This window comes from Candidatus Eisenbacteria bacterium (genome assembly GCA_016930695.1).
In the GTDB taxonomy this organism is placed as follows: Bacteria; Orphanbacterota; Orphanbacteria; order Orphanbacterales; family Orphanbacteraceae; genus JAFGGD01.
Genome location: JAFGGD010000034.1, coordinates 161,323 through 185,554, shown reverse-complemented (window position 1 = coordinate 185,554; position 24,232 = coordinate 161,323). Strand labels below are relative to the sequence as shown.

Below are 24,232 nucleotides of genomic sequence, written 5' to 3'. Positions count from 1 at the left end.
GACGTCAGAAGCGGGTGGTCCACCCCACGCGAAGCCCCGTCGGATCCCCCTCGGGGGTCGTGTCGAGGCGGATGTGGGACGCGGCCCGGCGCACCGGGCTCCAGCGCCCCGCGCCTCGGGAGGCTTCGACGGCGCTGATCGCCCGGTTGATCAGCGCGGCCGTGAGTGCGTAATCCGCCCTCTTCCCCGAGTCGATCGCGTCGTTGCGGATCACCCGGTAGTCGAGGCGGTTGCTGTTGGTGCGCCACCGGAACTCCCGGTCGTCACCGTAGGCATTGGCGGCGTAGTACGCATCCTGCGCCGCCGGATCCGTCGGATAGATCTGCCGCGCCTCGATACGCACCGCCATGTTGTAGTCATCGCTGTTGTCGTAAATCGTCAGAATGCGATAGTACTCGGTGTCTTTCTCCCCCGCCGGCACGCCCGCGTAGGCCCGGGCGTATTCCTCGAAATCGTCGGTCCGCCAATTCTCCTGCAGCTTGTAGACGATGAAGGCGGTCCAGACCGCCGCCTCGGCTGCGAAGAAGGCCCTGCTCCGGAGGGTGTCCTCGTTGTAGCGCTGCCCGAGTCCGGGGAGAAGCAGGGAGAGGAGAAACGCCTTTCGCTTGGAGTGGTCCTCCCGACCCGGCGCGCCGCCGTCGTCGCCGCCGGCGGCGGGGTCCCGATGGGCCGTTTCCTCGTCGATGGCCGCCCGCAGCGCCCGATCCAGGCCGGAGCCGAGCGCCGGCGGGGACGCGACGGCGAGGGCGAGGAAAAGAACGAGAAGGACGCGGACGCTTCGCAATTAAAACCTCCAGGCCAGTCCCAGCGAGGCGCCGGGGCCGCCCGCCGGCGCGCCGAAGCGGAGGAGGGGGCCGTTCCCCTCACCCTCGCCGCGGGCGATTCGCCGGGCGGTGAAAAAGGCGTCGAAAGCGGAGAGGATGTGGTTCGCCACGATCCCCCTCTGCCAATGATCGGCGTTGGTCATCAGTTCGTTCTGCTCGCGGCGCATTTCGGTGTATTCCACGGAGAGGGGGGTCCGGTAGATCCCGCTTCCTTCCACGATCTCGAACTTCTCCCCGTCGTCCTGCCCCACATGACCGTAGTCGTCCCAGCCGCAGATCCACTTCTGCAGCTTGTGGATATCCTCGTAGAACTCGAGATACTCCGGGTCGGTATCGATGTACCAATCGCCCGTAATGTTCGGTTCATACACGAAGGGATCGTTGTCGATCGCGCCGTCGCCGCCGTTCCAGTCGGCGCAGTCGGCGCGCCAGTGCCAGTTCTTGTCCGCGTAGGCGCGGTACTCCGCCTGCTTGTCCCACCCCCTGTTTCTGTATTTCTGCTGCTGCACCCAGGCGACCGTCTCGAAGGAGACGTAAACCGCCGCGCGGGCGGCGGACCAGGAGGTGAGGTCCCAACCGGAGGCGTAGAGCTGCCCCGAGCCGGGCACGACCAGAGAGAAGAGGAAGGCGCGCCGCGGGTCGGGGGCCGCCCGGCCCGGCTCCGCCGCGCCGTCCCAATCCTCGGGCGCGGGAAGACGGTCGATCTCGGCGCGGAGTGCGATCTCCACGGGACCCGGTACGGAGAGGGCCGCCGCCGCGGGAACCGCGGCGAGAAGAAGAGGGAGAAGCGCCCATGCGATTGCCGCCGGACGATTGAAACGGCCCGTCATCGGAGCACCGCCAGTTTCACCAGTTCCACCTCCGAGCCGGCCTCGACGCGGACGAAGTAGAGCCCGCTCGCGAGATCGCCGGTGCGAATCACGACTTCGTTCTCCCCAAAATACCCGGTCGGTTCGGAAAGGACAACCGAAACTCTTTCCCCGGTCAGGTCGTGCAGCCGTACCGTCACGTCGGCCGGGGCGGTGAGGCGATAGCGAACGGTCGCCTCCTCGCCGCGCGCCGGATTGGGATAGACGTAAGCGCGGGCGATCGCCGCGCCGCCGCCCGGGGAATGCGGCTCGGCGAGCGCCTCGTCGCGGGCGGAGAAGCGGCCCTCCCCCCCGCCGCCGGGACCCGCCCAGAGGAGACGGGCGAGATCGATCTCGGCCGCCGGGAAGGCGTAGAGGAAGCCGTCGTCCGGCAGGGAGAAGAGAGCCGTCTCCGCGGCGCCGGGGATCGCCGCCGCGACCACCGCCGACGCGCCGCTCCCCGTCGAAACCGGCCATCCCTCGAAAGCCTTCTCCTTCTTCTCCCAGAGCCAGATCCGGCCGCCGCCGTCCCCGACGAGAGGGGCCACGATGTTCTCGCCGGCGATCGCGCCCGCGATTCCGTTCCCGCCGAGATCGTAGCCGAAGTCGAGGTAGGGGGGGATCCCGTAGGGGGTGTCCTCGGCGAGGACGCCGTTCTTCTCGAGAAGGACCAGCCGCGGCCCGGCGGGAATCGCGATCTCCGGTTCCCCGTCGCCGTTCCGGTCGCAGAGGAAGGGCTCCCCGGTCGTTCCTCCCTCCACCGAATCGGGCCATCCGGGAAGATAGGCGCTCCCGTCGCCGGTGAGGGCGCCGACGGTCCCATAGTCCGTTACGAAAACGATCTCCTGCCCCGGCTCGCCGTCCAGATCGGCGGCGAACACCGTCACCGGCGGCGCGCCCCCCTCCCTCTTCGCGACGGCGGCGGGACCACGTTTCGCGGCGGGCGCCCCATTCAAGGTATCGACATCGATCACACCATCGCCCGCCACGTACACCACCACCGGCGTGCCGTCCTCCATACGCGGGGCGGTCAGGTTGGAGAGAATCCCGTAAGGGAGGTGCTCGCGAAGGACGACCCGGACGGCGTTCTCGTCCACGCCGTATACCGACAGGCTCTCCCCCTCGGCGAGGACCATCTCCAACCCTTCGTCCTCGGTCACGTTCAGCAGAATCGGTCCGGCGAGAACGCCCGCGGCGCCGCAGGAACCGAGGTCGATCAGGACCTCCTCCGCGGAGGGATCGATCCGATAGGCGCGGCCGCCGAGGATCGCGAGGATCTCCTCGCCGGGGAGCGCCGGCACGGCATCGCCGGCGACGGGGCGTCCCCGGAGCGGCCCGGGCGCGGCGACTCGCTGGAGCGTCGGCCCGCTCGTGTCCCCCGGAGAGGCGACGGTGAGCCATGGGTGCTCGACGCCGGCCGTGTCGACGACCGACCAGAAGGCGGCGATCGCGTTCCCCGCTCCGGTCGCGGCGGCGACGAGCCCCGAGGGGATCACGGCGAGGGTGTCCTCATGAAGAGGAACCGGCCAACCGGGCACGGCGCGGCCCAGCTCCAGGGTGAGGTCGATGATCCGTCCCGGCGGGCCGACGCCGTCGATGGTCACCAGCGAAGGGGCGCCGTCGGTCAGGTTCGAGTTGGGGGCCGTGTCCGGCCCGAAGCGGACCGCGTTTCCCTCGTAGTAGGGATCGTAGGCGCTCCCCTCCCAGTAGGCGGAGTAGGGATTCCCCAGATCCTTGATGCCGTCCGCTTCTTCCAGCTCCACGCCGCGGTCGAAGTAGTCCACGTTCACGTCGTTCGTCCAGAAGAGGCTTTCCGGATCGAGCTTTCTTTCGTTGATGTGCCAAACGAGCAGCCCCCACCCGGGGAGGGCGTAGTCGTAATCGTAGGTGAAGCGTTCCTCCTCGTCGTCGCTGACCGGTCCGAGGATCACGTTGTTCACCGTGTCCAGCTTGGCGGCGAATGCGCCCTCGGCGAGACCGCACCGGTTCTCGAGAAGGTAGTATTCCTTGTCGTTCACCGGCACGACGGCGTAGCGGGGGAGATCCTCTACCGGCTCGAGATCGGTGGCGCAGGCGAGGCGGAGCGCCCGGGAGGAGGTGATCACCTCCGGTCGCACCCATCCGAGATAGGCCTTCGACCAGGCGCAGAAGGACGCGGGGATCACGCTGCCGAGATACACGTCCCCCGCGTCGATGGAGAGAAGGCCGCCGCTGTCCATCAGCCCCCAATAACCGATGGCGGGCCAGCTGTAGGCGGTGTTGTACAGGTCCGGCAGGCCGAGCTGGTGCCCCATCTCGTGGGCGATCACGCCGTTCAGACCGAACCAGAAACCGTCCTGGCTCGCGTACTCGGGAACCACCGTCACGCCGTTCACCCGCAGGCTGTCCCCCTCCGACCTCTTGTCCACGAAGATCTCGTCCTCGTCGCCGAAGGAGAGGAAAAAGCTGGGGATGTCGCCGGGCGAGTCGCCGTTCACGTCGGTCTGCAGATCCGGACCGGCGTGAACCAGCATGAAGCCGTCGTAGTCGGCGAAGACCACGTTCGAGTCCGTGTCGTCCACGAGGCGGATCGCGTCGACGCAGAACTGGATCAAGTGGTCGGTCTGATCCTGCATCGTCCACGAGCCCGGGCTCCCGGCGGGGAGATAGTCCGCCGTGTCGTCCAGGCGGTAGGCGGCGCGCGGATCGTCCGGGAAAATGCGCCACTCCAGGTTCACCCTGCCGTAGGACTGAGCGTACAGAAAGCGACCGAGGACCTGCATGTGCGTGTCCATGTAGGTCGAATCGTGCGGGGGCGCGTCGATGAGCCACGTGTCCCGGCCGTCGGAGAGATCGAAACGGCCGTCGCCGGTGGTGAGGTCCCCCGCCGAGTCGTTCTCGAACTCGATCCGGAAGAGGGCGATCCGGAGCGTGGCCTCCGGGGCGAGCGCCTTGCCGGCGAGAATGTCTTCGTAGGTCCGCCCCGAACCGGGAAGGATCGGGCGGAGAGGACCCGATCCGATCACGTCCGGAAATCGGCGGAGGCGGGGCGACTCGGCGCGCGCGCCGGCCGACGAGACGGCGGAGAGCCCGCGCAGGCGGACCTCCCTTTCCCCACCCGACGCGGGATTCACGCAGAACGGGAGCGCGGAGAGAAAGAGCGCCAATCCCGCGACGATGTTTCGTTTCATCCGTAGACCTTCTCGGGGGGCCGCTGCTCCTGATGCTCTAGTAATTGAAACCGAGCGCGAAACGGTTCACCCTCGGAAGATCCTCCGCCTGGGGGACGCTGGCCCAATCGAAACGAAGACCGATCGACTTGATCTTGAAACCGAGGCCGAAGGTGATGTCGGTGATCTTCCCTTCCCAATCGTAGATATAGCCGATCCGGCCGGCGGCCATGTCGTAATACACGTACTCGGCGCCGAACTTGTCGATCGCTTCCCCTTCCCAATAGACGAGGTTCTTGGTCACCTCGGCGGTCAGGAGGAGCTTGTTGAGCTGATTGTCCAGCACGTACCAGGTGACTCCCGCCTTCACGTTCCGCGGCAGGTCCTCCGGCTGGTTCTGGTCGTTGTAGGTGATGTCCAGCCCCATGTTCTGGACGAGCACGCCGGCCTGAACGCCGAGCCCCGGGATCCGGTAGAGCATGGCGAGGTCGCCGGCGATGGAGACCCCCGTGCCGTCGTCGATCCCCAGTTCCTTGATGTCCGGCGAGAGACGCGAATAGATGAACTTGAAGGTCGCGCCGTAGGCGAGGTCCGGCGTCAGCGTGGCGCCGTAGGAAACCATGGGGATGAAGTCGAAGGAGTTGAAGTCCCCGAGCAGGGCGCCGTCTTCGGAGATGATGTCCGACATCCCCAGGTTCAGGAAGATCATGGAGACGCCGAGTCCGCCCCCCCACATCGGCCGCGAGTAGGCCAGGTAGTTGTAGGAGATGTCGTCCGCCAAGCCCTCGGCGAGTTTGGAGTACATCAGCACCACGTCCGGCCCGGTCTGCCAGGCGAGACCGGCGGGGTTCCAGAATCCGGCGGTGGCGTCGTCGGCGATGGACACGAAACACTGTCCCATCCCCGCGGCGCGCGCGTTGGGCGTCATGAGCGGGGCGATCGACTGAGGAGCCCCGTCGGAGACGGCGAAGGCCGGCGCCGCGAGCGAAACGGCCAGGGCCGCCGCCGCCAACAGGGTTCCGGTACGGTACGCTCGGTTCATCTTGTTCTCTCCTCTCCGATTTACTCTCGTGCCCCCGGGGGACACGTTTCCCGTTCTTTGGAAGCGGGGGCCCGCCTAGCGCGCCCCGCGGAGCACGACGGCCTTGCCGATCTCTTCGGCCTTTTGGGAGCCGTCATCCGTCACGGCCACCACGCGAACCAGGTACACGCCGTTCGCGACCCTGTCCCCGTCCTGGTCCGTTCCGTCCCAGCCGATCTGCAGACGCAGCCCGCCGGAAGCCGTGTTTCCTCTTAATTCCTTTATTCTTTTTCCCGTGGTCGTCAAGACCTGCACCGTCACGCCCGCGCTCCGGGAGAGGTCCACGACGATATCCGTTTTCCCGTGCCGCTCCGGATCGAAGGGATTCGGATAATTGAGCACGGGAGAGCGGAACGCGAGTTGTTCGTCCTCGCCGACGAGAAAGATCTGATAGTCCAGTTCGGTCCGGTTGTTCAGGTTGTCGGCCGCCCGGATCGACAGCTCATGCACCCCCTCCGAGAGGAAGGTGCCGGCGATTTCGGAGAAGCGGACCGACAGATCTCCCTTCCGGTAACTGCCTGTATCATAGGCGAAATAGGAAGAGAGCACCACCGGCTGGCCGCGATCGATCACCATGTGAACCGTGAAGTAATTGTCGATCTCCTGCAGGTTGATGCCGCTTTGGTCCTCGAGGCGAAGCCGGAAGAGCGCGTTCCGGGTGAAGCTGATGCCGTCCCGGAAGGGGGCGCCGTCGACGGTGATCTCCACCGACGGTCCCTCCTGGTCCTCGAAAACCGCGCCCGGCGGCTCCGGGATGATGCTTACGGAATCCGTGCCGCCCGCGCCGTCCCGACCGCCGGAGGCGTCGTACACATAGGCCCGCGCCCTGCCGAGGTCGCCGGTCCGGGTGTCCAGGGGGACGAAGTAGGGGGCGGCGAAGACCCCGCCCGCCACCTCCACGGTGCCGCGGAAGAAGGTGGGGCCGTAGAGGCTGTAATCGACCGAAAGCTCCCGCGGGTTCGATGAGGTGCCGGTGCACCACATATCGAGGAAGGAGTACCCGGACGTGTCCGCCATTCCCTTGATCTCGATGTCCGCCAGCCCGTTGAAACCGGCGATCCGGGCGCCGAGGGAATCGACCACCTCGCCGAATAGGGTGTCGACGGTCCCTTTCTGGAACTCGATCCCGCCGCCCCCCTGGAGACGCACGTCGTAACGCGGGACCGCGATCCGGAGGGCGGGATCCGCCAGAAGGGTGTATTTCTCGTCGTTCTGTTTCTGCGCGTAGAAGAAATCTCCGCTGAGCGCCTTCGCCGTTTGGGCGGCGAAACCGATCGGCACGGTCCGGTTCTGCTCGGGCAGAAGGCTCCGGATGAAGCGGACATTCAGCTGGTTACTGGCGTTGCCGAACGCGGGCGCGTTGGAGGAGAAGGAGCCGATCGCGCCCGCCCCCCGCATCTTCAGAAGGATTTCGGCGATCGAGTTCTTGTCGAGCAGGTCGAAGCTCCCGATGGAGCAGGAATAGGCGCAGAAGATATGGAGCCGCCCGCCGTTGATGAGAATTTCCGGCGCCACGTCCGGCGTGGAGAAGAGGTCCTCGTCGGCCATCTTGTCCGTGCCGCCGTGCCCCAGGTAGTTGGAGAGGAGGAAGCCGTCCCGGATCCAGCCGATGTAGTCCTCCTTGGCGAGCGGCTTGAGGCCGGCCGAGCTGAGCGGGTACTCGACCATGTATAACTTGTCCCGGTCGTAGGAGGAGGGGATCGCCTTCGCCGCGGCGTCGCAATCCTCCGTGTGCGTGAGAAGGAACCCGCAATCGTACCCGCTCGTCGTCCCCGCTTTGATCTCGTCGTCGGCGAGGAAGAGGAACCGGTTCTTCCAGGATCCCAGGTCGGGATCGGTCTCGTACTCGATCACCTTTTGAACGAGAATCTCCGCCTCCCCCGCGGAATTCACCGGGAATCGGCCGATCGCCAGGTCCGGCGCCCAGTCCCTTCCCCCCTCGATCGGATCCACGTAGGTGAAGTAGTCGTCGGCGGCGTAGGTCATCACCGAGCTGCCGGCCGGATCGATCCGGAAGCGCGTGGGGAGCAATGTCTCGAATGTGGAAAGGGTGTAGTCCTTGAACTCGGAGGTGGCATCCCCGACGAGGAGGAGGAAAAGAGGACGCTCTCCTTCCGGCCAGTTGTGGTAGGCGAAGGAGACGAAGTCCCTCACCGCCGCCGGATCGGGCACTCCCCAGGAGAACTCGTTGTACACGTCCGAGAGCTTCACCAGACGGGTGGAGTACTCGGCGGAGCGATGGTTGATCAGATCCCGTATCGGCGCAAGAAAATCGTCATAGCAGATCACCAGGTATTCGGCGCCGGAAGAGGTGTTGCGGAGACCCGCCGGAACGATCCTCTCCACCAGCGGCGGCGTCCTCCAGGCCGCGTCGTTCGCGGCGTGATAGCTCGCCCCGCCGTTCGGCGAAAGCCAGAGAACGATGCTGTCTCCGGAGGAGGCGAACCCGGTCATCTCCACGATGTTCCCGGGATCGCTGACGTCGAAAACCCGCGCGTCGGCGGCGTTCATCCCCTGGATCGGGACGCGAAGCATCCCTTCGTCCTCGAAACGGAAGTGCAGCTTCTCGTTCCTCGCGCGAAGGAAACGCTCGTATCCCACTTCGATCCAGGAGAGATAGAATTGCTGCCGTCCCCGGGCGGTGATGACGACCCGGTTGTAGCCGTTCCGAATGGTGTAGCCCGTGCTGTCGAAGCGGGCGGGCATGATGTGGCTCGTCACGATGGTGTCCGGCTCGCCGACGCCGCCGTGGAATACGACGGTGGTGTCCACCTGCTTCCGGCAGCTGTCCCAGGGGAAGCGGGCGGAGTCGGGGTCCGCGTTCAGTTTGATCCAAGCGACCTCGTTGCCGCAGTACTGCTGCTGAGTCTCCAGAGAACGGTGGTAGAACTGGATCCGCAGGTTCGCCTCCCGGGTGATATCGGCGTCCGTGAGATAAGGATCGTGGAATCGACTGCTCTGCGTCGGCGTGTACTCCTCGAAAAACCAACCGTCGTCGCCGTAACGGGTGAGGTCTTGGACCTTGTTCTCCTCCAGATGGATCCGATCCATGAAGGTGCTCTTGGGAAGCGCCGTCGCCGCGCCGGCGACGCCGGAGCCGGCGGCCGCCTCGGAGATACGCGCCTTCACCGGCTCGGAGAAGCCCTCCCCCCAGGCGAGCCAATAGACGTTCCGATTCGCCCAGGGATGCTCCACGTGCTCCCAGAAGAGCGTGGTGTCCGGCACCAGCTCGCCGAGCCAGGCGCTCAAGGGAACGCCGTAGAACTCGATCCGGTCCCCCGGGTCGAAGGAGCCGTCCTCCTCGCCGACCACGCGGATCGCCGCCTGTTCCATCCAGGCGGGCCGGGGGAGCGTCTCCATCTCCGGAAGAGGGAGGCCCGTCCCGGTGTACATCCGGATTTTGCGGGCGTTGCCGATGGAGCCCCGCGGGTCCGTCAACCCGGCCGCGACGAGATCTTCGTAGGTGACGCGGTAGAGCCCGAGAGAATCCACCTCGATCCGGATCCACTCGGCGGCGGAGGAGAAGCTGTCCGTCTCCTCGAGACGCTTCCCCGCCGGCGCCTCGGGTGCGGACCGCCATTCCCGGGAACTTTCATAGTTCAAGAGAACGCCCCGGTAGACCGGCTCGAAGCGGTCCTCCCGGCCGGAGACGCGCGGCGAACCGGAGCGTTCCCCTCCACGGAAACGGACTCGGATCGTCCCCTCGCGCAAAATCGCCGTCTCCCCGCTCTCCCAGTCGTGCAGGACCGGCAAGAGGGAGAGGGTCGCCACCCGCTGATCCCGTAGACGGGTCGGCTCCGAGAGGCGCGCCCAGCCGCTCGCACCGAGCGGCCGCAGAAAATCGGGATCGTCGGGAACGATCGGCTCTTCGTCCCGGGTGAGAAGGGGCACCGGGGCGATTCGATAACGATCCGTTCTCTCCACGCGCTCCGCCGTCACCTCCAAAACGGCGGAGGCGCCGGGCGGAAGGGCGATCACGAAGTCCCGGATCGGCACGGAGGGCATTCCCGGAAGGGCGACTCGGGAGAATCCCTCCGCGTCCAGAGCGATCGTCTCCTCGCCCCGGGCGGTTTCACGCAGCTCGGGCAGAACGAAATGGAGAATCAGCCCGCTCTCGTTCTGTTCGACGATCCGGACCGCGTCGCCGGCCGCCGCCGGGAGGGTCGCGCCGAGAAGGACGGCCGCGGCCGCCACCGCTCGGATCCCCTCGCGCAGCCTTTCCGCTCGCATCGACATCATCCTTTCCCCGATACCCAAGCGATACACAATACGCAGGCGATCAGCAAGAACCCCTGCGTCGCCGCATGAAGTCGCCCCAAGGCCCGACCGTGCCGTTCGCCGTGGAACGGGAGCAACTTGCGGCGGAGCGGGAGAAGATGCTCCAGGTCCGGAAGCGCGCCTCCACACGCTCCCCAGAATACCGGCGAGGGTCCGGTCCAGAGGAGCAGCGCGCCGAGCCCACCGACAGTAAGCGCCGTGTCGATCCATCGATTCCGTATGTCCCAATGGGGAACCAGATCGAGCGGCGCGTGGGCGGCGAATCCGAGGAGAAACGATCCGGGGGATCCTCCGATGCCGAGGGCCCCGATCGCCCCTCCGACCGCCGCGTGCGTCACCGCGGTCATCGCCGGAAGCTCCGGGCCGACCGCTCGGCGCCGCGCCCCCGACCGCCCCCCACGCGGGGGGGGACATTCCGGTAGAAGAAACGCAAGAAACGTACCCCGGACGCTCCGGTTTGGAAAACGGGAACTAACGATAAATCAATGGATTTCAAGATCCCCGTCCCCGTCCCCCTCCGGGGGAATGTCTCCTGGCGGGAACACCCTGTCATCCCTTGGAGACGCCGCCCCCCTCCTCGTGAAAGGGTCCGATCCGCAGATACTTCTGGGCCCGCTCCTCGAGGAGCCGGTCGATGGGGATGCCGTCCAGGTCGGCGAGGACATCGCGGAGCGCCGCGCGGAGAAAACCGGTGGCCGCCTCCACGTCCCTGTGCGCCCCGCCGAGCGGCTCCTCCACCAACACATCGACCACGCCTTGCTCGATCATGTCCGGCGCGGAGATTCGGAGCGCATCCGCCGCGCGCTCCGCCATGGCGCGGTCTTTCCAAAGAATGGCGGCGCATCCCTCCGGCGAGATCACGGAGTAGACCGCGTTCTCCTGCATCAGGACCCGGTCTCCGACGGCGACGGCGAGCGCGCCCCCGCTCCCCCCTTCGCCGATGATGACGATCACGATCGGCGTGGGGAGACGGGTCATCACCAGGATGTTCTCGGCGATCGCCCGCGCCTGTCCCCTCTCCTCGGCGCCTATTCCGGGGAAAGCCCCCTGCGTGTCGACGAAACAGACGACGGGAAGACGAAACTTGGCGCCCATGTGCATCATGCGGAGCGCCTTCCGATACCCCTCCGGGTGGGCGGAGCCGAAGTTTCTCTTCAGCTTCTCCTTGGTGTCCCGCCCCTTCTGCTGGCCGATCAAAACGATCCGCCGTCCCTCGAACGTGGCGAGGCCGGCGACGATCGCGCCGTCGTCCGCGAAGAGCCGATCGCCGTGCAGCTCGATGAAGTCGTCCATCATGCGGGAGACGTAATCCAGGCTGTAGGGGCGCAGGGGATGGCGGGCGAGCTGCACCCTCTGCCACCGGGTGAGTTTGCTGAACACGTCCCGGCGGAGTTTGTCCGCCTTCTTTTCGAGCTTGTGCAGCTCGTCGGCGACCTCGAGCCCCTCCTGGTCGGCGAGGCGGCGCAGGTCCTCGATCCTCGCCTCCAGCTCGGCGATCGGTTTTTCGAATTCGAGAAAGGCCTCGGCCATGTCGATGCGACTCCTTCGCGGGATGGGGCGACCGGGCTAGAAATAGTCCCGATACACGATCTGTATCTCCCGGCTCCACTCGCCCGGGTCCCGCTCCAATCCTCCCCGTTCCCCGTTCTCGAGGAGGTTGTGAAAATCCACCTGGAAGTGGAGCGTCTCGGTCATCCGCCAGAGAAGGGCGGCGCTCAGAAATCCCTTCCCCTCGCCGAAGCCCTCGTTCTCCTCGTTGTCGTTGGTCGCCAGATCGTATTCGACCAACAGATCCAACGCGCGGTGGATCGATTTCTCCACGCCGAAGAAGGGGTTCAGCTCGTCGTCGTCGTCGTCCCTCTCCAGGCTGTAGTTCACGCCGCCGTGCAACCCCAGCTCGCCGAGGAAGAGGAAGTGTTTGCTCGCCACCGCGTAGAAACCGCGCGATTTGTTCTGATAGCGATCCAACTCGTCGTCGTAGGGCCCGTAGCCCTGGGAATCGTAGCCGATCGCCAGGGCCGGTCCCAGGTAGGATTCGCCGAAGAGGCGCCCTCGGATCAGGAACTCCACCCGGGGATTCCAGTCCGGTTCGCCGGCGCCGAGGACCTGGGACCCGCCGAAGGTGAACCCGAAGAGGACCGACTCGCGGAGCCCCACCCGTATCCGACCGAGGACGCCGCCGTCGGCGTACATGCGGAGCCCCGTGTCGTAGGCGGCGCGGGGGAGCATCCCGGCGGTGGGGATACGGATCAGATCGACGGGATCCTCCTCCTGCGCGGAGAGGAGGGCCGGGGCGGCGAGAATGAGAAGGAGCGGAATCGCCGTAAGACGAGACACACGCTTCACCGGAACGTCCTCCAGTTCGTAGGGGCGGTAACCGGAAACAGGGACCGGGGGGCAACGGGCGGCCCCGGACCAACGGCGGAATGTAGCAGATGCCACGGAAGGCGTCAAGAATAAAGGCGTTAGCCTCGATCCGGTTCGGGACGCGCGGTGGGCGCGCCATTACGGAGAACGCGGTCCAACCAGCGCCGGCGCTCCGGCTTGCGTGAGGACTCCGGGAAGAGCGGCTCCGCCCTCGGAAGGGCGGCGAGGAATCGGCCCGGTGAGTCGAAGGACTCGATGCGCATCATCCAGCGGCCGATCTCGTCCGTCCGATGGGCGTCGGAGCCGACCAGGACGGGAAGGCCGTGATCCCGGGCGAAGAGGAGGGCGCGCTCGTTGTCGGCGGGACGCCGGATCCGTCCGTTCCACCCCTCGATCGCGTCGATCCGGTCGACGCATCGCTCCAACGCTTCGGGGAAAAGGGTGGTCCCTCGCCGCGCGTCGAAGGGGTGGGGGATGACGACCAGACCCCCCTGTTCGTGGATCGCGTCCATCGTTCTCTCCGGTTCGACGCCGGGCGGAAGGGGGCTCTCCAGGAACAGGCCGATCACGTCGCCGAGCGAGGTGGTGACCTCTTCGCCGATGATGGTTTCGATCCGGCCGCGGCCGCGGAGACGGAGGGCGCCCTCGATCGTGTCGTGATCGGTCACGGCGATCCGATCGACGCCCGCGCGGAGCGCCGCCTCCTCCACCTCTTCCGGCGCGGCTTTCGAATCGAAAGAGAAGGCGGTGTGCACGTGGATCTCGACTCGGATCCTCTCCTGCCTCTCCCCCATCGCGATCTCCCCGTGGTTCCCCCCTCCGCGGGGGGCGTGTATACTGGGCCCGTACCCTTACCGAGAGACGGACCGTATCTTACACCGCTTTTCGGAGGAATCGATGCGGAACGAGAGCGTCTCAGCCGCTTTTCGTGAAATCGCCCTCCTCCTGGAACTGAAGGGGGAATCCTCGTTCCAAGCGCGGGCCTATCGCCGCGCGGCGGACGGGATCGACCGCGCGGAGGATCTGGCCGATCTGGCGCGGGAAGGGCGGCTCACGGATCTTCCCGGCGTGGGAAAGGGCTTGGCCGACAAGATCGCCTATTTTTTCGCCACCGGATCGATCCCGATGCTCGCGGATCTGCGCCGCGAAGTGCCCCCCGGAATGGTGGAACTGACCGGCATCCCCGGCCTCGGCGCGGGGAGGGCGCGCGCGCTTCGCGAGGAAATCGGCGTCTCCTCTCCGGAAGAGTTGGAGAAGGCGGTCGCCGACGGGCGCATCGCGCAGGTGAAAGGTTTTGGTCCGAAGAGAATCGAGGATCTCACGCGCGCGCTGGCGGACTGGAGGCGCTTCCGCGACTTCCGTCTTTATCACGACGCGGCGAAGGAGGCGGCGCGGATCGGCGAGATCCTCAGGGGGCGCGGCGCGTCCCGCACGGCGCCGGCGGGCGAGGTCGGCCTCTACCGGGAGATCGCCGGCGTGATCCGAGTCGTCGCGGCCATGTCGCCGGAGGCCGCGCTCCACGCCCTCGCGATCGAGGCGGACACGGCCTTGGAGGGAGACCGCGTTCTCTTCCGGAGCGCCGCCGGCCTGCCGGGCGAGGCGCGGGCGGTCGCGCCGGAACGGTTCGGCGCCGTTCTCGTCTGGGAGACGGGCGCCGACGCGCACCGGACGGCCCTCGTCGCCGCGGCGCGGGAGAGGGGCTTCCTCTTCGACCCGAAAGGGCTGTCCCGAAATGGAACGCCGGTGGAAACGCCGGACGAGGAGACATTCTTCTCGCTCCTCGGTCTCCCCTTTCTCCCGCCCGAGATCCGCGAGAGGGCGGATGTCGTGGAAGACGCCGCCGCCGGGCGATTCCCACGGCTTGTCGTGCGGGAGGACTTGAAGGGGGCGCTCCACGTGCATTCCGATTGGAGCGACGGGACCGCGTCGATCCGCGCCATGGCGGAAAGAGCGGCGGAGATGGGCTACGCCTATCTCGCCCTCTCCGACCACAGCCGGAGCGCCGGCTACGCGGGAGGACTCTCGGCGGAACGTCTCCTGGAACAGGCGGAGGAGGTGGACCGCGTCAACACGCTGCTCGCCCCCTTCCGCGTCTTCCGCGGCATCGAGTCGGACATCCTCGCCGACGGTCGACTCGATTACGACGACGGCGCCCTGGCGCGTCTCGACTTCGTCGTCGCCTCGGTGCACTCCCGTTTCGGCCTGGACCGGGAGGAACAAACCGAGAGGATCCTCCGTGCGATCCTTCACCCACAAACGACCTGGCTCGGCCACTCCTCGGGAAGACTCCTCCTGGAAAGGGAGGCGTACGACTTCGACGCGGAACGGGTGTGGCGGGCGGCGGGGGAGGCGCGGAAAGGTGTGGAATTGAACGGCCACCCCTCCCGGCTCGACGTGGACTGGCGGGTGATCCCCGGATTGCGCGCCCTCGGCGTTCCGGTGCCGATCGCCGTGGACGCCCACGACCCGGAAGGACTCGCCGTACCGGAGATCGCCATCCGTATCGCCCGCAAGGGAGGGCTCCGCCCGGAGGAGGTCCCCAACACGCTGGGAGTGGAAGCCTTCGCGGAGTGGATTGCCCGTCGATAGAGGGGGCAATCACCGGAGAGACCACCGCGCTCTATAGGATCAATCTTTTTTCATCGCTCGCTACCGGAAACGGTTCTTCACACCGCCCCAGCTCTCGTTCTCCGAGGCGACGCCGGCGCAACCGGTGACGGTGCCGACCAAGGATCCGCTCCCCTCGCCGGTGTAGCCGTCCACGATCAGGTAGTAGGTCCCACCGAATTCGCTCGTGTAGGTCACCGTCTCGATGATGCCGGAGCAGCAATTGTCCGATCCGGCGACACAGCTCCCGACCACGTCCTCGCAGTCGGTGACCAGGTAGAGCACCATGTCGTAGTCGCCGGTCTGGGTGACGTCGATGAGGCCGCCCGGATCGAGGGTGACGGAGTACACGATGTCTCCGCCGTGGGCGGTGTAGCCGGTGCAGCCGCCGAAGTCGGTGGAGTAGTCGTCTTCGGCGAGAAGGGTCGAGTAGGGGATCTCGAAGTCCCCCCCCGCGTAGGCGCAGAGATCCAGGGGGAACGCGCAGGTTTCCCCCTCCTGCGGCGCGCCGCAGTCGCCGAAGGTGAAGGAAACGGTGTAATCGCCCGAAGCGCCCCCGTACCCGTCCACCACGAAATACCACTCCCCATCGTCGAGGCAGAGATCGAGCCTCTCCTGATCCACGCCGGCGGAATACTCCGAGCAGTACGCTTCATCGCAGTAACGAACGAGCCAGAGATCGAGATCGCAATCCGCCGGGTCGAGCGTCACCGTCACGCGGGTCTCCGCGACGAGATCGACACGGTACACTCTCTCTCCGCCTGATTGGTCGAGGCCGGGCGAACAGGAGTAATTGGTCACGTTGTTCGGCGCGGTCCGGTTCTCCTGCATGAGCACCGTGTCCGTCGCGATGGGGATCGCCGACGAGCAGTCGAGACGCTCCCTCGTCAGGAAGGCGAATCCCATCCCCTCCACCTTCTTTTCCATCTCTCCCGCCGAGGCGGCGCCCAGAATGAGACTGAGGAGAACCGGGAGGAGAACGATGTTTTTCCGGCACGGTCGCATGAATCCATTCCTTTCCCGCCCTTGCCGAGCGGTCCCGCGATGCGTTGGGGCGGCGCGTCCCGGATGGGCGGCGGCAAGCCCGCCCGGGGTGGGGGATCCTTCTTTCCGAGAATCGGCCGGAAGGAACCGTGGCTGGAGAAAGAACGGGAAGGACGAAGGCGCGGAAAGGGAATAATGAGACGGGGGCGCGCGAGGAAATAAAAAAAGCGGGGCGCCCCGAAAGGCGCCCCGCAGGGGGGGGTCGGAAGGGAAACTAACGGAAGAGTTGCTTCACGCTGCCCCAGCTCCCCGATTCGGTGGCGCTGGTGCAGCAGCCGGTCAGGGTGCCGTAGATGGTCCCCGTGCCGCCGGTCGAGCTGTAGGCGTCCACGATCAGGTAGTAGGTGCCGCCCGCGACGCTGGTGTAGACGAAGTACTCGTCCACGCCGGTGCAGCAGTTGTCCGAGCCGATCACGCAGCTGCCGAGCGGGTCGGCGCAGTCTGTGATCAGGTAGAGCGCCATGTCGTTGGTGCCCGTCTGGGTCACGTCGATGGAACCGCCCGGCTCGAGGCAGATCTCATACACCACGTCCGGACCGTCGGTGGCATAGCCGGTGCAACCGCCGTAGGCGAGGGTGTAGTCGTTGTTCGCCAGGATGGTGTTGTAGCTCTCGTTGAACACGCCGCCGTCGGCGAGGGCGCAGAGGTCGAAGGCGCCTTCGCACGTGTCGTTCTCCGGAACCACCGGGCAGTCCTCACAGTCGATGGAGATCTCGAAGGGGCACTCCGCGCCCGGATAGGTGGAGCCATAGCCGTCCACCACGATGTAGTAGAAGCCGGGATCGAGGCAGCTGAATGTGACCACTTCCGTGCCCGTTCCGGCGGAATGGGCGAGCTCGTCCGCCTCATCGCAGGAGCCGAGGACCCAGAGGTCCAGGTCGCAGCCGCTCGGCACGAGAGTGATGGTCACCTGCTGGCTCACGGTCGGAAGGCCGAAGCAGTAGACCACTTCGCCGCCGTTCTCGCTCAGCGTGCTGGTGCCGTAATTGATCACATTGTTCGGCATCCCGGTGTTGTCCCCCTGCAGCGTCTGGCCGCAGCAGATGCCGATCGCGTTCGCGCAATCCAGCAGCCCGCGGGAGAGAGGGCTCCCCGCCGAGATATCCAGATCCTTCTTCTCCAGGTCGCTCGCGAAGGCGAATCCCGCCACCGACAACGCCAGGAAGCACAGGAACAATTTCCGCATCACTTTCCTCCTCTCGCCTCCCGCACCCGGCGGTGAGGCGAATGCCGCTTACTTTCCTACCACTGGAACCCGTTTGTTTTCAAACAAGTTGGGGGAGCCGAGGATATACGGGTCCGACTAAAAATAATCGTGCTGATTCTATCAGATAAAAAGCACAAACGCAAGAGAAACCTAAAGTTGACGCGGGTCAAGAGGAGATGGTCGAATTTGGGCCGGTCGAAATCCATACCTTCGGACGGCTGACCACCCTGAGCGATCCCGGCGAAGGAGGAGGTTAGCCACGAAAGCCGCCGCGAATCATGATAGTGGCCCCCGAATCCGCCCCGAAGCCCTCTCCACGTATGCAAAGAGGTGGTCCCGCCCAGGGAGGATTCCGAGTCACAAGCCGCCGAAGGCGTCTTCTCTTTGACTACAGTAGCACGGGTTTCGGAGGCGGTCAATCGAAGAATGCCGAAACTCAGGGGAGAGAGGCGGCGGCCGACTCGATCCATCCCAGGAGAGAGGGGACGCCGGGAACCCCTCCCAGATCCGGCCCGAACCCGAACCAAAGCACCAGGACAAGCCCCACAACCGCGATGAACCGGAGCGCGCGGCTCGGGTCGATCTCCGCGGGCCTGTCGGTGCTCCGCATATAGAAGAAGACGACCACCCGCAGGTAATAGTAGAGCGAGGCGGCGCTGTTCAGGACGGCGATCACCACAAGAGCCGTGAGCCCCCGGTCGAGGGCGCCTCGGAAGATCAGGTACTTCCCGAAGAAACCGGCCGTGGGCGGTATGCCGCCGAGGGATACGAGGAAGACGGTCATCGCCGCGCCGAGGAAGGGGGCGCGGTATCCGACACCGGCGAAGCGGTCGATCTGGACGGTCTCCCCCCAGCGGTCCCGCCGGGAGAGGACGGTCACGACGGCGAAGGCGCCCCCGGTCATGAGCAGGTAGGCGGTCAGATAATAGAGAACACCGGCGGCGTCCGGCCCTCCCGAGCCGGGGACGAGCCCGATCAGCGCGTAACCGGCGTGGGCGATGGAGGAGTAGGCGAGCATCCTCTTGATGTTGTTCTGGGTGAGCGCGCACAGGTTTCCCACGGTCATCGTGAGGACGGCGAGCCAGAAGAGCATCCCCTCCGACGCGGGGCGCCCCATCAGCCCCGCCGCCGGACCGACGCCCCCCGCGGAAGAGAAAACACGGATCAGCACGCCGAAGGAGGCGACCTTCACCGCCGTGGCCATGAAGCTGGTGATCGGCGTCGGCGCGCCGTCATAGGCGTCCGGCGCCCACATGTGGAAGGGGACGACCGCCGCCTTGAAGAAAAGACCGGTGAGGACGAGGAGGAGACCCGCCGCGCCGAGCGCCCCCCCACCGCGCATCGCCGCGAGGTCCAGTTCGCCCGTCGCCCCGTAGAGGAGCGCGGCGCCGAAGAGAAGAATCGCCGAGGAGAAGGAACCGAGGAGGAAGTACTTGAGCGCCGCCTCCCCCCCTTTGGAGTCCCCCCGGTGGAAGCCGCAGAGCACGTAAAGCGGAATCGACGTCAGCTCCAAGGCCAAGAAGAGGAGGAGCAGGTTGGTGGTCGATACCAGAAGCACCATCCCCGAGAGTGCGTAGAGGAGAAGCGCGTAATACTCCGCGCGCACCTTCCCCTCCCTCCGGAGCACCGTTTCGGAGAGGAAGAGGGTGTGGATCCCCGCGGCGAGGAGGAGCAGCGTGAGGAACGCCCCGAAACGGTCCGCCAGAAGCGCCCCGTCCCAGAAATGGAGAGAAGAGGGCGCGCCGAGATGAGGCGAGAGCGACGCGCCAGCGGCGAGAAGCGCGATAAACGCCGCCCACACGCCCCACCGGCTCCGCCACGCCCCGAGGAGCGCGACGACGGTCCCTCCCAGGGCGAGGAGCGCGAAGGGGAGCGACGCGAGGAGCGCCTCACGCGGGATATCGGGAATCGTCAACGGCACGGCGACACCTCCTCACCCTCCCCTTCCCGCTCCGGCTCCTCCCCGTCGGGGGGAGCGAGGAAACGGAAAACGGTCCTCTCGCCCGCGGCGTGTCTGTCCGTCGTCTCGACCCGTTCCTCCACGCCGATGATCTCCAAATGCCGCCGAACCGAGGTCTCCATACGGTCGAGGAGGGGCGCGGGACGCACGCCGAGAAATACCATCCCGGCGATCAACGGAAGGATCACCAGAAAATCGCGCAGGGAAAGATCGGGGAGCGCCCGGTTCTCCTCCCGATCGAGGGGGCCGAAGAAGACGCGGCGAACCATCCAGAGCATGTAGACCGCGCCGAGCACCACGCCGAGGGCGCCCACCGCCGCGCGGGCGGGCCCGGCTTGGAAGGCCCCCAAGAGGACCAGGAACTCGCCGACGAACCCGGAAAGCCCCGGAAGCCCGATCGAGGCGAGGGTGACGATCAGGAAGAGGGTGCTGAAGAGCGGCATGGACCTCGCGATCCCGCCGAAGTCGTCGATCCTCCGGCTGTGCCTTCTCTCGTACACCTGTCCCACCAGGAGGAAGAGGGCGCCCGTGGAGAGGCCGTGGGCGAGCATCACGAAGATCGCCCCCCGGACTCCGGCGTCGTTGAACGCGAAGAGGCCGAGAACGACGAATCCGAGATGGCTCACCGACGAGTAGGCGACCAGCTTCTTGATGTCCTCCTGCACCATCGCGACCAGCGCGCCGTAGACGATCCCCACGAGCGCGAGCACGGTGAAGAGGGGCGCGGCGGCGCGCGCCGTCTCCGGGAAGAGGGGGATCGCGAAGCGGAGAAAACCGTAGGTCCCCATCTTCAGGAGGACGCCGGCGAGGAGGGCGCTCCCCGCGGCGGGCGCCTCCACGTGCGCGTCCGGCAGCCAGGTGTGAAGCGGGAAGATCGGGACCTTGATCGCGAAGGCGAGGGCGAATGCGGCGAATAGGAACGCCTGCATGCCGTGTGGGACGGGCGTGTTCAGGATGCGCAGATAATCAAAGCTGTGCGCCTCCCGCGCGAGCACCAGAATCGCCACGAGCATCAAAAGCGAACCGACCACCGTGTAGAGGAGAAACTTGACCGCCGCGTAGATCCGGCGCTCGCCCCCCCACACGCCGATCAGGAAGACCATGGGGATCAGCATCAGCTCCCAGAAAACGTAAAAGAGGAAGAGATCCACCGCGACGAAGGCGCCGATCATGCCGGTGTGAAGCAACAGGTAAAGGATGGAGAACTCCTTCACCTTCTCCCGGATGCCGCTCCAGGTGGAGAGATAGACGAGAGGCGCCAGGAAGGTGGTGAGGAGAACCAAAAAGACGCTGATCCCGTCCACGCCGACGTGATAGTCGACCCCGATCCCCGGGATCCAGGGGACGCACTCCTCGAACTCGAACCCGCCGGTCCCCTGGAAGCGGAAGGCGAGGGGGAGCGAGGAGAGAAAGAGGAGAAGGGTGACGGCGAAGGCGACGGCGCGGATCGTCCCTTGGCGCCGGCCGGGCACGAGGGCGACCGCCGCCGCGCCGGCGAGCGGGAGGAACACCAGGATGGAAAGCACGCCGTTCATTCTTTACCCCGAAAACACCTTCCAGAGCAGCGCCGCCACCGCCGCCAGGATCACGAAGCCGTAAGTCTGCGCGTGTCCGGTCTGGGCGAAGCGGACCAGAAAGCTCGCGCCCCGGGTCAGGTGTCCGGTCAGGTTCACCAGACCGTCCACGAACCGCACGTCCACCACCCGCCAGAGGAGCCGCCGGGAGATCCCCGTCAGCGGCAGCACGACGAGCAGGTAGTAGACCTCGTCCACGTAGAATTTGTCCCGAATCGTCCGGTACGCCGCGGGAAAGCGCGCCGCGATCCGCGCCGGCCGCTCCGGATCCCGCCTGTAAAGCCACCAGGCGAGGAGGGTGCCGGCGAGGGCGATGATCGCCGCGAGCCCCATCAGCCCCAGCTCCGCGCCGTGGGAGGCGGGATGGGCCGGGAAATGCCCGTGGCCGTGCGCGGCGGAACCGCCGCCCGAGGCGAGAAACGCCTCGAAACGGTTCGCGCCGCCGAGGGCGGCCGGCACGCCGAGAAAACCCGCGAGCGCCGCGCCCGCCGCCAGGATCACGAGGGGGACGGTGAACCACCCGTTCGATTCGCGGGCGTGCTTCGCCCCTTCCCCCCGCGCGTCGCCTGCGAAGACCAGAAAGAAGAGACGGAACATGTAAAAGGCGGTGAGCACCGCCGCCAGCGTGCCGAGGATCCAGGCGAAACGCGGCGCCCAGGGAACCGCCTCGTTGGCGCCCGTGAAGGCGCGGAAGAGGATCTCGTCCTTGGAGAAAAACCCCGACAGGGGCGGGAACCCGGCGATCGCCGCCGCGGAGACGAGAAAAGTCCAGCCGGTGAGGGGCATCCGCTTCAGGAGCCCGCCCATCCTTCGGATGTCCTGCTCGTGATGGAGGGCATGGATCACGGACCCGGCGCCCAGAAAGAGACAGGCCTTGAAGAAGGCGTGGGTGAATACGTGAAAGATCCCCGCCGCGAAGGCGCCGGCGCCGACCCCGATCATCATGTAACCGAGCTGGCTCACCGTGGAGTAGGCGAGCACCTTCTTGATGTCCGTCTGAGCGATCCCGATCACCGCCGCGAAGAGCGCCGTCGCCGCGCCGACGACGAGCACGACGGCCGAGGCGATCGGCGCCGCCGCGTAGAGCGCCTCCATGCGCGCGATCATATAGACGCCGGCGGTCACCATGGTGGCGGCGTGGATCAGCGCCGAAACCGGCGTGGGTCCCGCCATGGCGTCGGGGAGCCAGACGTAAAGCGGGATCTGCGCCGACTTTCCGGTGGCGCCGAGGAAGAGCAGGAGCGCCGCCCCCTCGATCACTCCCGGCGGCAGCTCGTGGAGGCGCGCCGCGATCTCGGAGATCTTCAGGGTGGCGACGCCGCCGTTCCCGCCGAAACCGACCGCCAGAAGGAGCATGCCGAGGAGGAAGCCGAAGTCGCCGATCCGGTTCACCAGGAACGCCTTCTTCCCCGCCGTCGCCTTCGCCCGGTCTTCGAACCAGAAACCGATGAGCAGATAGGAGCAGAGCCCCACTCCTTCCCAACCGACGAAGAGGGTCGCCAGGGAGTCGCCGAGGATCAGGAGGAGCATGAAGAAGAGGAACAGATTCAGAAAGGAGAAATAGCGGGCGTGGCCGCGATCCTCCGCCATGTAGCCGATGGAGTAATAGTGAATCAAGCCGCCCACGCCGGTGACCACCAGGGCCATCACCGTACCGAGCGGATCGGCGAGAAGGCGGAGATGGATCGTGAGCGAACCGGCGTCGATCCAGCGGAACACCTCCCGCTCGAGGAGGCGTTCCCCCTCGGGAAGACCGAGCATCCGCCGGAAGAGGAGGAGGACGAGGAGGAAACTGATCGTCGGTCCGGCGCAGCCCACCGCCGCCGAGAAGGCCCGCGGCAAGGGTCGGCCTAGGCGGGCCGAGGCGGTCGCCGCGACGCCGTTCACCGCCGCCCCCAAGAGCGGCAGGACCAGAATCCAGAGAAGAGCGCTCTCCACTCTTCCCCCCTCCTCGCCTGGATGTCGCGCGATCCTTCTACCGACGAAAACCGCGCAAGATCCCGGCTATTGGTGCAGAGAGGTGAACCGATCGATGTTCACCGTTCCGCGTTTTCGGTACAGCGCCACGACGATCGCCAGTCCCACCGCCGCCTCGGCGGCGGCGACGGCGATCACGAAAAAGACGACCACCTGTCCGTCCATGGCCCCTCGGGCGCGCGCGAAGGCGGCGAAAGCCAGGTTCGCCGCGTTCAGCATGATCTCCACCGCCATCAGGACCACCAGCAGATTCCTGCGGGCGAGAACGCCCACGCATCCGATCAGGAAGAGAACCGTACTGACCGCGAGCAGGTGTGTTTCCGGCGGCATCAGAACTTCCTCATCGCCAAAACGACCGCGCCGACCACGGCCGCCAGCAGGAGAATCGATATCACTTCAAACGGAAACGGATATTTCGTAAACAGAACTCCCGCCATCGACTCGACCGTTCCGAATCCCTTCTCCGGCGGCGCGGGCGGCGAGGCGGCGAGGGAACCCCACACACGGGCGAGCACGGCGAGAACGAGCGCCGCGGCGATCCCGGCGAAGGCGGCGCGGGGCCGGGAAACGCCGAGGGGACGGGTCTCCCGCTCCTTCAGGTTCAGGAGCATGATGACGTAAAGAACGAGGACCATGATCGCGCCGGCGTAAACGAGCAGTTGGATCGCGAAGAGGAAGTGCGCCTCCAGCACGGCGAAGAGTCCCGCCACCGCCGTCAGGCAGATCACCAGCGAGAGCGCCGCCGAGAGCGGGTTCCGCCGGGTCACGGTCCCTATCGCCGCGAGGACGGCGAGTCCGGAGAGGATCCAGAAAAGGACGATCAGCATCGTTCTCCCGTCAACGGTTTAGGAGGAAGTCGATGTCGTAGATCAACTTCTCCCGCCGGTCGTCGGCCAGCTCGTACTTGCCCGTGTCCATCCGGATCGCGTCGCAGGGGCACGCCTCCACGCAGAAACCGCAGAATACGCAACGCAGGATATTGATGTCAAACCGGACCGCCACCTTCTCCCCGCCGTCCTCCCTCTCCCCCGCCTCGATGCTGATGCAGTCGGCGGGGCATGCGGTCTGACAGCAGAAACAGGCGGTGCAGCGCGGCGTCCCGTCTTCCCGCTTCATCAGCCGGTGCCTCCCGCGGAAACGCTCCGGGAGGATCCGCTTTTCCTCCGGGTACTGAAGGGTGGGCATCTCGTCCTGATGAAAGATGTTCCTCACCAGGTGGCGGAGGGAAACCCCCATCCCCCGGAGCACCTCGATCAGATACCAGCGCTCCGGCGCGTTCATCGGACGGCCCACTTTTCGGATTCCGATCATCACCG

Annotated in this window: 18 protein-coding genes; 1 reads left to right on the top strand and 17 read right to left on the bottom strand. The window is 66.3% G+C overall.

Going from position 1 to position 24,232, the window contains the following annotated elements:
- Window positions 1–4 precede the first annotated feature (4 nt).
- The 9 genes from JW958_08280 to JW958_08240 all read right to left on the bottom strand — a co-directional run bounded on the left by JW958_08280 (window position 5) and on the right by JW958_08240 (window position 13,341).
- On the bottom strand, window positions 5–784 hold the full coding sequence (locus JW958_08280; GenBank protein MBN1826249.1) for a hypothetical protein: 780 nt from the start codon (window positions 782–784) through the stop codon (window positions 5–7).
- Window positions 785–1,654 (bottom strand): hypothetical protein, encoded by an 870-nt coding sequence (locus tag JW958_08275; protein MBN1826248.1) that lies wholly within the window; start codon window positions 1,652–1,654, stop codon window positions 785–787.
- Window positions 1,651–4,842, bottom strand: a complete 3,192-nt coding sequence (locus tag JW958_08270) for an immune inhibitor A (GenBank protein ID MBN1826247.1) — start codon at window positions 4,840–4,842, stop codon at window positions 1,651–1,653. The genes JW958_08275 and JW958_08270 overlap by 4 nt, the downstream gene beginning before the upstream one ends.
- A gap of 37 nt (window positions 4,843–4,879) precedes the next feature.
- A complete protein-coding gene (locus JW958_08265; protein MBN1826246.1) occupies window positions 4,880–5,863 on the bottom strand; it encodes a PorV/PorQ family protein in 984 nt (327 codons plus the stop codon).
- Window positions 5,864–5,938: 75 nt separating this feature from the next.
- Window positions 5,939–10,132, bottom strand: coding sequence for a type IX secretion system sortase PorU (porU, locus tag JW958_08260; protein MBN1826245.1), 4,194 nt, complete (start codon window positions 10,130–10,132; stop codon window positions 5,939–5,941).
- 5 nt (window positions 10,133–10,137) lie between these two features.
- On the bottom strand, window positions 10,138–10,527 hold the full coding sequence (locus JW958_08255) for a hypothetical protein (protein ID MBN1826244.1): 390 nt from the start codon (window positions 10,525–10,527) through the stop codon (window positions 10,138–10,140).
- A 202-nt stretch (window positions 10,528–10,729) separates the two neighbouring features.
- Complete coding sequence (locus JW958_08250) at window positions 10,730–11,710, bottom strand: acetyl-CoA carboxylase carboxyltransferase subunit alpha (protein MBN1826243.1); 981 nt, start codon at window positions 11,708–11,710, stop codon at window positions 10,730–10,732.
- A 36-nt stretch (window positions 11,711–11,746) separates the two neighbouring features.
- Window positions 11,747–12,526, bottom strand: a complete 780-nt coding sequence (locus tag JW958_08245; protein MBN1826242.1) for a hypothetical protein — start codon at window positions 12,524–12,526, stop codon at window positions 11,747–11,749.
- A 119-nt stretch (window positions 12,527–12,645) separates the two neighbouring features.
- Window positions 12,646–13,341: a PHP domain-containing protein gene (locus JW958_08240; GenBank protein MBN1826241.1), complete on the bottom strand. Its 696-nt coding sequence runs from the start codon at window positions 13,339–13,341 to the stop codon at window positions 12,646–12,648.
- Window positions 13,342–13,444: 103 nt separating this feature from the next.
- Between JW958_08240 and JW958_08235 the strand changes: the two genes are divergently transcribed.
- On the top strand, window positions 13,445–15,136 hold the full coding sequence (locus JW958_08235) for a DNA polymerase/3'-5' exonuclease PolX (GenBank protein MBN1826240.1): 1,692 nt from the start codon (window positions 13,445–13,447) through the stop codon (window positions 15,134–15,136).
- Between the two features lie 60 nt (window positions 15,137–15,196).
- Here JW958_08235 and JW958_08230 read toward each other — a convergent pair whose 3' ends face one another.
- From JW958_08230 to JW958_08195, 8 genes are all read right to left on the bottom strand, one after another.
- On the bottom strand, window positions 15,197–16,159 hold the full coding sequence (locus JW958_08230; GenBank protein MBN1826239.1) for a hypothetical protein: 963 nt from the start codon (window positions 16,157–16,159) through the stop codon (window positions 15,197–15,199).
- Between the two features lie 253 nt (window positions 16,160–16,412).
- Window positions 16,413–17,384 carry a hypothetical protein gene (locus JW958_08225; protein MBN1826238.1) on the bottom strand — a complete coding sequence of 324 codons (972 nt, stop codon included), beginning with the start codon at window positions 17,382–17,384 and terminating at the stop codon, window positions 16,413–16,415.
- A gap of 457 nt (window positions 17,385–17,841) precedes the next feature.
- Complete coding sequence (locus JW958_08220; GenBank protein ID MBN1826237.1) at window positions 17,842–19,326, bottom strand: NADH-quinone oxidoreductase subunit N; 1,485 nt, start codon at window positions 19,324–19,326, stop codon at window positions 17,842–17,844.
- On the bottom strand, window positions 19,317–20,900 hold the full coding sequence (locus tag JW958_08215) for an NADH-quinone oxidoreductase subunit M (GenBank protein MBN1826236.1): 1,584 nt from the start codon (window positions 20,898–20,900) through the stop codon (window positions 19,317–19,319). The genes JW958_08220 and JW958_08215 overlap by 10 nt, the downstream gene beginning before the upstream one ends.
- Before the next feature lie 3 nt (window positions 20,901–20,903).
- A complete protein-coding gene (nuoL, locus tag JW958_08210) occupies window positions 20,904–22,877 on the bottom strand; it encodes an NADH-quinone oxidoreductase subunit L (protein MBN1826235.1) in 1,974 nt (657 codons plus the stop codon).
- 66 nt (window positions 22,878–22,943) lie between these two features.
- Entirely contained in the window at window positions 22,944–23,246 is a 303-nt protein-coding gene (gene nuoK / locus JW958_08205; protein MBN1826234.1) for an NADH-quinone oxidoreductase subunit NuoK, read from the bottom strand.
- Window positions 23,246–23,743, bottom strand: a complete 498-nt coding sequence (locus JW958_08200) for an NADH-quinone oxidoreductase subunit J (protein MBN1826233.1) — start codon at window positions 23,741–23,743, stop codon at window positions 23,246–23,248. Before JW958_08200 ends, nuoK begins: the two co-directional genes overlap by 1 nt.
- Before the next feature lie 10 nt (window positions 23,744–23,753).
- Entirely contained in the window at window positions 23,754–24,197 is a 444-nt protein-coding gene (locus JW958_08195) for an NADH-quinone oxidoreductase subunit I (GenBank protein ID MBN1826232.1), read from the bottom strand.
- Between the last annotated feature and the right edge of the window lie 35 nt (window positions 24,198–24,232).